This window comes from Pseudomonas sp. Z5-35, assembly GCF_051131945.1.
GTDB lineage: Bacteria > Pseudomonadota > Gammaproteobacteria > Pseudomonadales > Pseudomonadaceae > Aquipseudomonas > Aquipseudomonas marvdashtae.
The window spans coordinates 3,961,218-3,973,566 of sequence record NZ_CP071640.1 but is presented as its reverse complement, the minus strand read 5'-3'; the positions used below and the strand labels follow the sequence as shown (position 1 = coordinate 3,973,566).

At 62.0% G+C, this 12,349-nt stretch carries 12 protein-coding genes; 3 read left to right on the top strand and 9 right to left on the bottom strand.

The window, feature by feature from the left end; translation table 11 throughout:
* Positions 1-67: 67 nt before the first annotated feature.
* A complete protein-coding gene (locus J3P95_RS18100; protein WP_434558143.1) occupies positions 68-598 on the top strand; it encodes a hypothetical protein in 531 nt (176 codons plus the stop codon).
* Between the two features lie 71 nt (positions 599-669).
* Entirely contained in the window at positions 670-861 is a 192-nt protein-coding gene (locus J3P95_RS18095; RefSeq protein ID WP_047229615.1) for a PLDc N-terminal domain-containing protein, read from the top strand.
* A 77-nt stretch (positions 862-938) separates the two neighbouring features.
* Here the strand turns inward: J3P95_RS18095 and J3P95_RS18090 are convergent, their stop codons facing one another.
* The 9 genes from J3P95_RS18090 to gcl all read right to left on the bottom strand — a co-directional run bounded on the left by J3P95_RS18090 (position 939) and on the right by gcl (position 11,490).
* Positions 939-2,138, bottom strand: coding sequence for an MFS transporter (locus tag J3P95_RS18090; RefSeq protein WP_434580232.1), 1,200 nt, complete (start codon positions 2,136-2,138; stop codon positions 939-941).
* A gap of 189 nt (positions 2,139-2,327) precedes the next feature.
* Entirely contained in the window at positions 2,328-3,326 is a 999-nt protein-coding gene (locus J3P95_RS18085; RefSeq protein WP_434558141.1) for a sulfate ABC transporter substrate-binding protein, read from the bottom strand.
* Positions 3,327-3,414: 88 nt separating this feature from the next.
* Positions 3,415-4,239, bottom strand: a complete 825-nt coding sequence (locus J3P95_RS18080; RefSeq protein ID WP_434558140.1) for an ion transporter — start codon at positions 4,237-4,239, stop codon at positions 3,415-3,417.
* 20 nt (positions 4,240-4,259) lie between these two features.
* Positions 4,260-5,162, bottom strand: coding sequence for an urea transporter (locus J3P95_RS18075; protein WP_434581177.1), 903 nt, complete (start codon positions 5,160-5,162; stop codon positions 4,260-4,262).
* Positions 5,153-6,568, bottom strand: coding sequence for a pyruvate kinase (pyk, locus tag J3P95_RS18070; protein WP_434580235.1), 1,416 nt, complete (start codon positions 6,566-6,568; stop codon positions 5,153-5,155). Before pyk ends, J3P95_RS18075 begins: the two co-directional genes overlap by 10 nt.
* The gene (locus J3P95_RS18065) at positions 6,558-7,838 is read right to left on the bottom strand and encodes a glycerate kinase type-2 family protein (protein WP_434558138.1); all 1,281 of its coding nucleotides are present in this window, start codon (positions 7,836-7,838) and stop codon (positions 6,558-6,560) included. Before J3P95_RS18065 ends, pyk begins: the two co-directional genes overlap by 11 nt.
* Before the next feature lie 84 nt (positions 7,839-7,922).
* Entirely contained in the window at positions 7,923-8,813 is an 891-nt protein-coding gene (locus J3P95_RS18060) for a 2-hydroxy-3-oxopropionate reductase (protein ID WP_434580237.1), read from the bottom strand.
* Positions 8,814-8,866: 53 nt separating this feature from the next.
* A complete protein-coding gene (gene hyi / locus J3P95_RS18055; RefSeq protein WP_434580239.1) occupies positions 8,867-9,649 on the bottom strand; it encodes a hydroxypyruvate isomerase in 783 nt (260 codons plus the stop codon).
* A 65-nt stretch (positions 9,650-9,714) separates the two neighbouring features.
* Positions 9,715-11,490: a glyoxylate carboligase gene (gene gcl / locus J3P95_RS18050; protein ID WP_434558135.1), complete on the bottom strand. Its 1,776-nt coding sequence runs from the start codon at positions 11,488-11,490 to the stop codon at positions 9,715-9,717.
* A gap of 233 nt (positions 11,491-11,723) precedes the next feature.
* On the opposite strand from gcl, the gene J3P95_RS18045 reads away from it, so the two are divergent.
* Positions 11,724-12,164, top strand: coding sequence for a GlcG/HbpS family heme-binding protein (locus tag J3P95_RS18045; protein WP_434558134.1), 441 nt, complete (start codon positions 11,724-11,726; stop codon positions 12,162-12,164).
* Positions 12,165-12,349 lie beyond the last annotated feature (185 nt).

Sequence of the window (12,349 nt, the reverse complement as noted above, 5' to 3'; positions counted from 1 at the left end):
GCCCTGACATCAGCCGAGGTGATGCGCTATCCTGCGCGCCTGAAAATTCAGCCACAGGATTCGCCCAATGAAAGCCGCACTCGCCGAACTCATCAGTAAAATCAGCTCCGGCTGCCTCGACGAAGCGGACATTGAGAAAATCGCCGACGAAGCGGCCCAGGCCTACGCCGATCCGGTGGCGTTCCTGGCGGCAAATCCGGACATCAACTACGACGACACCTTTCCCATCCCGTTGGGCGAATGGGTGGTGGTGGGCAGCCTGCCAGACACGGTGTTGTTCCAGGCAGACGCCTACGTCGAGTTGTTCGAGCAGATTGTCGCCTCGTTCGGCCCCGGTGTCGCCTTCAACCTCAAGCCCAAGCAACTGGCCAAGACCGAAGCGCTGACCGCACTCAACCGCATCCAGATCCAGATGAGCAGCCTGAACAAGGAAAACGGCGGCTACGTGCTGATGAACTTCAGTCAGTTGCTCGACGATGAGTTGCAAATGGTGCTGGTGTACGGCAATGACCTGCCGCGCGTGCTGGCGCTGTGTGCCGAAGTCGGCATCGCCGCTGCGCCCGCCCTGGAAGCGCTCAAGGTCGCGGTTCACGTCTGAAACAATAATACGGAACCCTTGCCCCGGCGCCGCTATCCTAAGTGTGCATATCACCATTTGGGAGCGACACCATGGGTTCCACTTTCAACGGCCTGATTGGCCTGATCATCCTGGCGCTCGATATCTGGGCCATCATCAACGTGCTCAAGAGCGGCGCGGGCACCGGGGCGAAGGTCCTGTGGGTATTGCTGATCCTCCTGCTGCCGGTGTTGGGCTTGATTATCTGGGCGATTGCCGGGCCGCGTGGCAACGTGCGGATCTGACCGCTCCAGCAAAAATGCCCGACAGGTACTGACCTGTCGGGCATTTTTTTGGGCACGATTTTTATAGCAGCAAAGTTTCAGGCCGTTGCCAGCGTGGATTTCTGCGAAGCTCTCAAGAAGCGCAGCAATGCCAGCAACGGGAAGGCGCTGCCGACGATCACCACCCACAGCCAGCCGCCATGTTCATAGACCGCACTGGCGATCGACGAGCCGAACGCGCCGCCGACAAAAATGCTGGTCATGTACAGCGCGTTCAGCCGGCTGCGACTTTTCGCATCCAGGGCATAAATAGTCCGTTGGCCCAGGACCATGTTCATCTGCACGCAGAAGTCCAGCACCACACCGGTGACTGCCAGGCCGATGACGCTGTACAGCGGATGAATGAACGCGGGCAGGAAACTCAGGGCGGCGAACAGCATGGCCAACAGCGAGGCGATGCGTGTGTGACCGGCATCGGCGAGGCGGCCAGCAATGGGCGCAGCGATGGCGCCGATGGCACCCACCAGGGCGAACAGCGCGATCTCTGTCTGGGACAGGCCGTGGTTGCGCGACAGCTCCAGGGGCACGGCGGTCCAGAACAGGCTGAACGTGGCGAACATGCAAGCCTGATAGAAAGCTCGCTGACGCAACTGCGGTTGCTGGCGCAGCAGCGTGCCGAGCGAGCCCAGCAGTTGCCAGTAGGATGCGCGGTGGTCGGGCTGGCGCTTGGGCACGGTGACCGCCAGGACAATACTGATCGCGGCCATCAGCCCGGCGGCGATCATGAACATCGCCCGCCAACCGAAGTGATCCGCCACGAGGCTGGACACCGGCCGTGCCAACAGAATTCCGAGCAACAGCCCGCCCATGATCCCGCCCACGACGCGACCGCGCGATTCTTCCGGCGCCAAGTGCGCGGCAAGCGGGATCAGCACCTGGACCGAGACCGAACTGAACCCGACCAACAACGAAACCAGCAGGAATACGTTCGGTTGCTCGGTGAACGCCGCGCCCAGCAGGCTGGCAATCGCCACCACGGTGGTGAGGATCATCAGGCGGCGGTTTTCCAGCAAGTCGCCCAGCGGCACCAGGAAAAACAGCCCCAGCGCATAACCGATCTGGGTGAGCGAGACGATCAAGCTGGCCATGGTGCTGGACAGTCCGACGTCGGGCGCAATCAGTTCGATGATAGGTTGCGCGTAGTAGATATTGGCGACGATGGCGCCGCAGCAGAAGGCGAACAACAGGACCATGCCCCGGGTCAGGGCAGCGGGCGAGGCGGGTAAATGGGCACTCATGGCAATCTCATCGATCGATTGGAAGGGACGGCGAGAGGCTAAAGACTTACGGGGCCCTGGAACAGGGCTTGGGGTTGATAGCAGTCATGCTTGCGGTTGATGATGATTGCTGCGATGAACGCTTATGTGGCGAGGGAGCAAGCTCCCTCGCCACAAAAGCTTGATTGCAATCCTAGGCGAATCAGCGCCTCACTGCCCGCTATAGATCTGGTCAAAAATCCCACCGTCGTTGAAGTGGGTCTTCTGCACGGTGCGCCAGTCGCCAAAGGTTTTTTCCACCGAGAGGAAGTCGACTTTCGGGAAGCGGTCGGTGTATTTCGCCAACACCGCCGGGTCCCGAGGGCGCAGGTAATTGGCCGCAGCGATTTCCTGGCCTTCTGGCGACCACAGATATTTCAGGTACGCCTCGGCGGCGGCACGCGAGCCTTTTTTCTCGACGACTTTATCCACGACGCTGACCGGTGGCTCGGCTTCAGCGGACACGCTTGGGTAGACCACTTCGAACTGGTCGCGGCCAAATTCACGGGCGATCATTTCCGCTTCGTTTTCAAAGGTCACCAACACGTCGCCGATCTGATTGGTCATGAAAGTCGTTGTAGCAGCGCGGCCGCCGGTGTCCAGCACGGGCGCTTGCTTGAACAACTTGCCAACGAAGTCCTTGGCCTTGTTTTCGTCGCCGCCATTCTTCAGCACGTAACCCCAAGCCGACAGATAAGTGTAGCGGCCATTGCCGGAAGTTTTCGGGTTGGGCACGATCACTTGCACGCCGTCCTTGAGCAGGTCGGGCCAGTCCTTCAGTGCCTTCGGGTTGCCCTTGCGCACGATAAACACCGTGGCCGAGGTGAACGGCGCGCTGTTGTTCGGCAGGCGGGTGACCCAGTTCTCTGGGACCAGCTTGCCGTTGTCCGCCAGGGCATTGATGTCGGTGGCCATGTTCATGGTGATGACATCCGCCGGCAAACCGTCGATCACCGAGCGCGCCTGTTTGCTGGAACCGCCGAAGGACATCTGCACGGTGATGTTCTCGTTGTGCTCGGCCTGCCAGTGTTTCTGGAACGCAGCGTTGTAGTCCTTGTAGAAATCACGCATCACGTCGTAGGAAACATTGAGCAGCGTCGGGGCGGCGTGAGCCAGGCTGCCGAACGCCAGGCCAGCGGCGAGAAGGGTGGCGCCAAAGAATTTCTTCACTGCGAATTCCTTTTTGAAAGAGGTAGGGCGATAAGCCAGCACACTAGCGATTGGCTTATAGGCCTTCAAGTATTTAAAAGTGCTTTACTTATTCCAATTTCTTGAACAGCGCGTTGCCACAACGGGAGCAGAAGGCGGCGCCATGTTCGTGGTTGTTTTTACTGCACACCGGGCAGTTGTGCTGGAGCTGGTCGCCGCGCATGGCGTTGGCCAGCTCGGCGGTGAAAATCCCCGTGGGCACGGCGATGATCGAGTAACCGGTGATCATCACCAAGGATGAAACCACTTGGCCCAACGGGGTTTTCGGCACGATGTCGCCGAAGCCCACCGTGGTCAATGTCACGATAGCCCAATAGATTCCCTTGGGAATGCTGGTGAAGCCGTGCTCGGGGCCTTCGATGACGTACATCAGCGTGCCAAACACCGTGACCAGAGTCGATACGCTGACCAGGAACACGATGATTTTCTGCTTGCTGCCCCGTAGCGCGGCCAACAGGTAGTTGGCCTGCTTGAGGTACGGGCTGAGCTTGAGCACCCGGAAAATCCGCAGCATGCGGATGATCCGCACGATCAACAGATATTGGGCATCGCTGTAGTACAGCGCGAGGATGCCCGGCACGATCGCCAGCAAATCCACCAGCCCGTAGAAACTGAACGCGTAGCGCAGCGGCTTTGGCGAGCAGTACAGGCGCAAGCCGTATTCGACGATGAAGATGAACGTGAAGCCCCATTCGATGGCGGCCAGCAGCGTGGCGTAGTTCTTGTGCACGCTGTCGATGCTGTCGAGCATCACGATCACCAGGCTGGCGAGGATGATCAGCAGCAGCGCGCTGTCGAAGCGCCGGCCGGCCACGGTGTCGGTCTGGAAAATGATCACGTAGAGGCGTTCACGCCAATTGTTGCTGCTGTCCATAACCTTCGCCTGATCGATATTCAGCGAAGCCTAGGGTGATTGCCCCGCAGAGTGCAAGGCGCAGTGTCGAGGCTGGCCTGATGCCACAGCCGCCCGGTCGCCTGCACCAGCCAGCACGCGAGGATGAAGGGCGCTGTCAGCGGTGCCAGGCCCAGCGCCGCGAAACCCGGCGTGAGGAGGACCGCCAGCAGGATGCCTGCCAGCGGCTTCCATGGCTGACCGCGCTGTTGGCTCAGCGCCACGGCGACCAGCGCCGGGTTGTAGCCGCCCAGTCCGGACAGGGCTTGCAGAGAGTCTTGATGCAACCCGGTGAAAACCAGGCCCGCGACCGAACCGGACAGCGCCCAGGCAGCGGCGCGACGGTTGGCAATCAGCAAACCGATGGCGATCAGCGCACCGGCGAGCGGATGGTCGAGAAACATCACCTGTCCGAGACCGTTCAAAGGGGCGGCCAGCAAAGAGAGGGAGGTCATTTCCAGCGACGTGGGCGCGGGCGCCTGCGGGGCAAAACCCAGCAGCAGCCAGCCAAACCCGACGAAAGGCGCAGTATAGGCCGGCAGGCAGCGTGGGCCTGGGGTTCGCTTGAGCCATTGTTGGGTCAACATCGCGCTGAGACCTGCGCTGGCGATGATCAACAGTGGCAGCAAAACCGACCAGGGAAATATCAGGCTCAGCAGTAATCCCAACAGGATGCCGTTGTAGCTGAACAGCCCGGCCTGCCGATGTTCCTTGGCATAACCGCGTCGCTGCGCAGTCAACAAACCCGCCACGCCGCCCAGCAGCGCACCGCCGAGCAAGGCGGGCGCGGTCAGCAGAATGGCCAGCAGGCACAGCAAGCCGCACAGCGGATGACGCTGGAGGAAAATCTGACTGAAGCCGTTGAGCAGGGCCGTGGCCCAGTCGCCACGGAAAATCAGATCAATGTCTCGATACGCAGCGAATTGGTCGACCCCGGCTGTCCAAACGGCACGCCCGCGGTGATCAGCAAGGTGTCGCCGCGCTGGGCCATGCCTTGGGCCTGGGCGATTTCCAAGGCGGTGGAACAGACTTCGTCCACTTGTTTCAACCGGTCGTTGACCACCGAGTGCACACCCCACGCCACGGTCAGGCGGCGCGCTGCCTGCAGATTCGGCGTCAGATTGAGGATCGGCACCGTTGGCCGTTCCCGCGCCGCCCGCAAGCTGGAACTGCCCGATTCGCTGTAATTCACCAGCACCGCCACCGGCAGCACGTTGCTGATCCGACGGATCGCGCAACTGATCGCGTCCGACACCGTGGCCTCGGCTTTCGGCCGGCTGACATCCAACTGCGCCTGGTAGTCCGGGCCGCTTTCCACCTGGCGAATGATCTTGCTCATCATCTGCACGGCTTCGAGGGGATAGTCGCCCGAAGCCGTTTCCGCCGACAGCATCACCGCATCGGCGCCTTCGGCCACGGCGTTGGCGACGTCGGTGACCTCGGCGCGGGTCGGCGCCGGGGAAAAACGCATCGACTCAAGCATCTGCGTTGCGACAACCACCGGTTTGCCGAGGGCGCGGCAGGTGCCGATGATGTTTTTCTGAATCTGCGGCACGCTCTCGGCCGGCACCTCGACACCCAGGTCACCGCGGGCAACCATGATTGCGTCGCTCAACTCGGCAATTTCCCGCAACTGGGCGACGGCCGAGGGTTTCTCGATCTTGGCCATCAAGAACGCCTGGTTGCCGATCAGGGCGCGCGCTTCGCGAATATCCTCGGGGCGCTGCACGAACGACAGCGCCACCCAGTCCACGCCCAGCTCCAGGCCGAAGCTCAAGTCGCGGCGATCCTTGGCGGTCAGCGGGCTCAGGTCCAGCACGGCTTGTGGCACGTTCACGCCTTTGTGGTCCGACAATTCGCCGCCATTGAGCACTTCGGTGTCGATGGCGTCGGCGTGTCGGGCGACCACCCGCAGGCGCAGCTTGCCGTCGTCCAGCAGCAGGTCCATGCCGGGCTCCAGCGCCGCAATGATTTGCGGATGGGGCAGGTTCACCCGACGTTGATCCCCCGGCGTTGGATCCAGGTCCAGGCGCAAGGCCTGGCCTCGTTGCAGCAGCACCTTGCCGTCGGCAAATTTGCCGACCCGCAGTTTCGGCCCTTGCAAGTCCATCAGGATGCCCAGTGGATAATTGAGCTGCCGCTCGACTTCGCGGATCCACTGGTAGCGCTGGGCGTGGTCGGCGTGGTCGCCGTGGCTGAAGTTCAGGCGAAAGATGTTCACGCCGGCCTGCACCAGTTCACGAATGTCATCGATCCCGCGGGTGGCGGGGCCTAGTGTCGCGAGGATCTTGACCTTCTTGTCAGGCGTCATTTTTTGGGTTCTCGAGGATCAGGATGGCGCGGAAGTCGTTGACGTTGGTGCGGGTCGGCTCGGTGATGATCAACGCATCCAGGGCGGCGAAGTAGCCGTAGCCGTTGTTGTTATCCAATTCGTCGCTGGCGCTCAGGCCCAGTTCGGCGGCGCGGCGATAGCTGTCCGGGGTCATGAGCGCGCCGGCGTTGTCTTCGGACCCGTCGATGCCGTCGGTGTCGCCCGCCAGCGCATAGATGCCGGGGTAGCCCTTGAGGCTGTCGGTCAGGCTCAGGAGAAATTCGGCGTTACGTCCGCCACGGCCATTGCCACGAACGGTGACCGTGGTTTCGCCGCCGGACAGGATCACGCACGGCGCTGCCAAGGGCTGGCCGTGTTGGGCGATTTGTCGGGCGATGCCGGCGTGGACTTTCGCCACCTCCCGGGATTCGCCTTCCAGGTCGCCCAGAATCAGCGGACTGAAACCGGCCTGGCGGGCTTTCACCGCGGCGGCTTCCAGCGATTGTTGCGGGCGGGCGATCAGTTGGAAATGACTGCGGGCCAGGCTTGGGTCGCCGGGCTTGACGGTCTCCGACTCGGGGCTTTCCAGCCAGGCGCGCACCGAGGCCGGTACGTCGATGTCGTAGCGCTTGAGGATCGCCAGGGCGTCGGCCGACGTGCTGGGGTCGGCCACGGTGGGGCCGGAGGCGATGACGGTGGCCAAGTCGCCCGGCACATCGGAAATTGCGTAGGTGTAGACCGTCGCCGGCCAGCAGGCTTTGCCCAGCCGCCCACCCTTGATCGCCGACAGATGCTTGCGCACGCAGTTCATCTCGCCAATGGTGGCGCCGGATTTGAGCAGGGCTTTGTTGATCGATTGCTTGTCAGCCAAGGTGATGCCGGCAGCGGGCAACGCCAGCAACGCGGAGCCGCCCCCGGACAACAGGAAAATCACCCGGTCGTCTTCGTTCAGGTTACTCACGAGTTCGAGTACCCGTCCGGCCACTTCCAGGCCTGCGGCGTCCGGCACCGGATGGGCGGCTTCGACCACTTCGATTTTCTGACAGGGCGCGCCGTGGCCATAGCGGGTCACCACCAGGCCGGTGACTTCGCCCTGCCAGCAACGCTCAACCACCTGCGCCATGGCCGCCGCAGCTTTGCCAGCACCGATGACGATCACCCGGCCGCTGCGGTCAGCGGGCAGGTATTGTTCGAGGACTTGCTGCGGATGGGCCGCGTCGATGGCTGTGGCGAACAGCTCGCGGAGCAATTGTTGCGGATCGACCGACATGGCGGGCTCCCGATTTTTATTATGGGTGTGATGCAGGCCCGTGGGGAGCGAGCGAACCCGCCCCCGCGGGTGGCGCGGCAGGGCTTATTTTTCTCGGATCGAGAAGTTGGCCATGTGTTCCAGGCCCTTGATCAGCGCCGAATGGTCCCAGTTGCTGCCGCCGATGGCCGCGCAGGTGCTGAACACTTGTTGGGCGTTGGCGGTGTTGGGCAGGTTGATGTTCAGTTCCTTGGCGCCTTGCAGCGCGAGGTTCAGGTCCTTCTGGTGCAGGCTGATACGGAAGCCCGGGTCGAAGGTGCCCTTGATCATGCGCTCGCCGTGTACTTCGAGGATCTTCGACGAGGCGAAACCGCCCATCAGCGCTTCGCGGACCTTGGCCGGATCGGCGCCGTTCTTCGAGGCGAACAGCAGGGCTTCGGCCACTGCCTGGATGTTCAGCGCAACGATGATCTGGTTCGCCACTTTGGCGGTCTGGCCATCGCCGTTGCCGCCGACCAGGGTGATGTTCTTGCCCATGGCCTGGAACAGCGGCAGGGCGCGCTCGAAGGCGGCGCTGTCGCCACCGACCATGATGCTCAGGGTCGCGGCCTTGGCGCCGACTTCACCGCCGGACACCGGGGCGTCGAGGTACTGCGCGCCTTTCTCGTTGATCTTCGCCGCAAACGCCTTGGTGGCGGTGGGCGAGATCGAACTCATGTCGATCACCACTTTGCCCGCGCCCACGCCGGCCGCCACGCCGTCGGCGCGCAACAGCACGTCTTCGACCTGCGGGGTATCCGGGACCATCACAATGATGAACTCGGCTTCCTGGGCGACTTCCTTCGGGTTGGCCAACGCCACCGCGCCACCGGCCACCAGGTCGGCGGGGGCGGCGTCGTGGTGCTGGGACAGGAACAGGCTGTGACCGGCCTTTTGCAGGTTCAGGGCCATGGGGTGGCCCATGATGCCGGTGCCGATGAATCCGATTTTAGCCATGGTGAAATCCTCTCTTATTTAAATGTCCCGGGTCTCACAAGAGCGCTGTCGGGTCAGATCGCGTTGTGGGTTTTCAGCCAGCCCAATCCCGCTTCGGTGGTGGTCAGTGGCTTGTATTCGCAGCCGACCCAACCCTGGTAGCCGATGCGGTCCAGGTGTTCGAACAGGAAGCGGTAGTTGATTTCGCCCGTGCCCGGCTCGTTGCGGCCTGGGTTGTCTGCCAGCTGCACATGGTTGATTCCGCCCAGGTGCGCCGACAGCGTCCGGGCCAGGTCGCCTTCCATGATCTGCATGTGATAGATGTCGTACTGCAGGAATAGGTTGGCGCTGCCCACCTGTTCACGGATCGACAGGGCCTGGGCGGTGTTGTTCAGGAAGAAACCCGGGATGTCGCGGGTGTTGATGGCTTCCATCACCAGCTTGATGCCGGCGCCCTGGAGCTTCTCGGCGGCATGTTTCAGGTTGGCGACGAAGGTTTTTTCCGCCAGCGCTGCGTCGCACTTCTGCGAACGAATCCCGGCCAGGCAATTGACCTGGGTATTGCCCAGCACCTTGGCATAGGCAATCGCCAGGTCGACGCCGGCGCGAAACTCCTCGACCCGGTCCGGCAGGCACGCGATGCCGCGCTCACCGTTGGCCCAGTCGCCGGCCGGCAGGTTGAACAGCACCTGGGTCAGGCCATTGGCGTCGAGCAGGGCCTTGAGTTCGGCGGAGCTGTAGTCGTAGGGGAACAGGTACTCGACACCACTGAAACCGGCCTTGGCGGCCGCTTCGAAACGGGCGAGGAAATCCTGCTCGGTGAACAGCATGGACAGGTTGGCGGCGAAACGCGGCATGGTGGTCTCCTGTAAGTAAGGTTGTTTCTGATCGTTCCCACGCGGGCGCAGGAACGATCAACTGGCTAATCGAGCAACGAAATGGCGGTCGGTGCATCGTTGCCCACCAGCGCCAGGTCTTCAAACTCATTGACGGCGTTGATCTCGGTGCCCATGGAGATATTGGTCACCCGCTCCAGGATGATCTCGACGATCACCGGTACCTTGAATTCCTCGATCATTTCCTGTGCCCTGCGCAGTGCAGGCTGGATGCCAGAGGGTTCGAATACCCGCAACGCCTTGCAGCCCAGGCCCTCTGCCACGGCGACGTGGTCCACGCCATAACCGTTGAGTTCCGGCGCGTTGAGGTTGTCGAACGATAGTTGCACACAATAATCCATGTCGAAACCGCGCTGGGCCTGGCGGATCAAGCCCAGGTAGGAGTTGTTCACCACGACGTGGATGTACGGCAGCTTGAACTGCGCGCCCACCGCCAGTTCTTCGATCATGAACTGGAAATCATAGTCGCCCGACAGCGCCACGACCTTGCGGCTTGGGTCGGCCTTGACCACCCCCAGCGCGGCCGGGATGGTCCAGCCCAGGGGGCCGGCCTGGCCGCAGTTGATCCAGTGGCGCGGCTTGTAGACGTGGAGGAACTGCGCCCCGGCGATCTGCGAGAGGCCGATGGTGCTGACGTAGCAAGTGTCCTTGCCGAACACCTGGTTCATTTCCTCGTAGACGCGTTGCGGCTTGACCGGCACGTTGTCGAAATGGGTCTTGCGCTGCAGGCTGGCCTTGCGTTGCTGGCAATCCTGGAGCCAGGCGCTGCGGTCCTTCAGCTTGCCGGCGGCTTGCCACTCGCGGGCTACTTCGAGGAACACGGTCAGGGCCGAGGCGGCGTCGGAAACGATGCCGAGGTCGGGGGTGAATACCCGGCCGATCTGGGTCGGTTCGATGTCCACATGAATGAACGTACGGCCTTCGGTGTAGACATCCACCGAGCCGGTATGACGGTTGGCCCAGCGGTTGCCTACGCCCAGCACCACGTCCGACTTGAGCAACGTTGCGTTGCCGTAGCGGTGCGAGGTTTGCAGGCCGACCATGCCGACCATCAGCGGGTGATCGTCGGGGATCGTGCCCCAGCCCATCAATGTCGGGATGACCGGGATGCCGGTCAGTTCGGCGAATTCCACCAGCAGGTCACTGGCATCGGCGTTGATGATGCCGCCACCGGCGACCAGCAATGGGCGCTCGGCCTGATCCAGCATCGCCAGGGCTTTCTCGATCTGCACGCGGTTGGCCGAAGGTTTGGCCAGGGGCAGCGGCTGGTAGGCGTCGATGTCGAATTCGATCTCGGCCATCTGCACATCGAACGGCAAGTCGATCAGCACCGGGCCCGGACGGCCTGAGCGCATTTCAAAGAACGCCTTCTGGAATGCGTAGGGCACCTGGCCCGGCTCCAGGACGGTGGTCGCCCACTTGGTCACTGGCTTGACGATGCTGGTGATATCCACAGCCTGGAAATCTTCCTTGTGCATGCGGGCGCGGGGTGCTTGCCCGGTGATGCACAGGATCGGGATCGAGTCGGCCGAAGCGCTGTAGAGCCCGGTGACCATGTCGGTGCCGGCCGGCCCGGAAGTGCCGATGCAGACGCCGATATTGCCAGCCTTGGTCCGGGTGTAACCCTCGGCCATGTGCGAGGCGCCTTCAACGTGGCGAGCGAGGACATGATCGATGCCGCCAACCTTTTGCAGGGCAGAGTACAGCGGGTTGATCGCAGCACCCGGGATGCCGAAGGCGGTGTCCACGCCTTCACGACGCATCACCAGGACGGCGGCTTCGATTGCTCTCATTTTGCTCATGGTTTTGTGCCTCTTACGTTTTGTAATTGTATACAAGTGGCTTCTGGTCGAAGTGTATTCAGAGCGAGCGGCGCAGGTCAATGCATTTCCTCAAGCAGCTGTTTCATTCATCGAAAGACGCCATATAGCCAGGTTTTCCGAAGTAATCTACGTTCTATCGAAATTATTGTATACAAAATAGCTGTTTGTTGTGTTCTATTTGGTTCTTTACATAACCGAGAAGGATCGCATCCATGAACGCTCTGACCCTGAAAGTCGCCGTCAACCTGACGGTGCAAGCCCTTGCCGCAGGTCGTGAAATCAGCGCCGCGCCCCTGACCGTCGCGGTTCTGGACAGTGGCGGGCACCTGATTGCCCTGCAACGGGAAGACGGCGCCAGCCTGCTGCGCCCACAAATCGCCATCGGCAAGGCCTGGGGCGCCATCGCGTTGGGCAAAGGCTCACGCCTTCTGGCCCAGGACGCCCAGCAGCGCCCGGCATTTTTTGCTGCACTGAACGGGCTGGGGCAGGGCAATATCGTGCCGGCACCCGGCGGGGTGTTGATTCGAGATCAGGACGGGAAGGTGTTGGGCGCCATTGGGATCAGTGGCGATGTGTCGGATGTCGACGAACAGGTCGCGATCAGGGCAGTAGAGGCATTGCAGCTACGGGCCGACGCCGGGGCGGCCGCTTGATGCCACGGGCATGACCGAACTCCACACCTCTTGTCAGCGGCCCCCTTTGCAACGAAGGGCTCGGGTATACTGCCGCGTTTTGTGATGCCCTGCGGTGCCCGGCCGGTTCGAAACGCACACTTACGATTTGTCGGTGCGTTTTTTGGATTCTGAACCAGCCTTGCAGGGATGATTCGGTGATTTTG

What these genes read in the sequence shown, in the direction of transcription:
- hyi (WP_434580239.1), bottom strand. Translation starts at nt 9,649, where the DNA reads ATGCCGCGTTTCGCCGCCAACCTGTCCATGCTGTTCACCGAGCAGGAT.
- J3P95_RS18095 (WP_047229615.1), top strand. Translation starts at nt 670, where the DNA reads ATGGGTTCCACTTTCAACGGCCTGATTGGCCTGATCATCCTGGCGCTC.
- J3P95_RS18060 (WP_434580237.1), bottom strand. Translation starts at nt 8,813, where the DNA reads ATGGCTAAAATCGGATTCATCGGCACCGGCATCATGGGCCACCCCATG.
- gcl (WP_434558135.1), bottom strand. Translation starts at nt 11,490, where the DNA reads ATGAGCAAAATGAGAGCAATCGAAGCCGCCGTCCTGGTGATGCGTCGT.
- J3P95_RS18065 (WP_434558138.1), bottom strand. Translation starts at nt 7,838, where the DNA reads ATGTCGGTCGATCCGCAACAATTGCTCCGCGAGCTGTTCGCCACAGCC.
- pyk (WP_434580235.1), bottom strand. Translation starts at nt 6,568, where the DNA reads ATGACGCCTGACAAGAAGGTCAAGATCCTCGCGACACTAGGCCCCGCC.
- J3P95_RS18080 (WP_434558140.1), bottom strand. Translation starts at nt 4,239, where the DNA reads ATGGACAGCAGCAACAATTGGCGTGAACGCCTCTACGTGATCATTTTC.
- J3P95_RS18090 (WP_434580232.1), bottom strand. Translation starts at nt 2,138, where the DNA reads ATGAGTGCCCATTTACCCGCCTCGCCCGCTGCCCTGACCCGGGGCATG.
- J3P95_RS18045 (WP_434558134.1), top strand. Translation starts at nt 11,724, where the DNA reads ATGAACGCTCTGACCCTGAAAGTCGCCGTCAACCTGACGGTGCAAGCC.
- J3P95_RS18100 (WP_434558143.1), top strand. Translation starts at nt 68, where the DNA reads ATGAAAGCCGCACTCGCCGAACTCATCAGTAAAATCAGCTCCGGCTGC.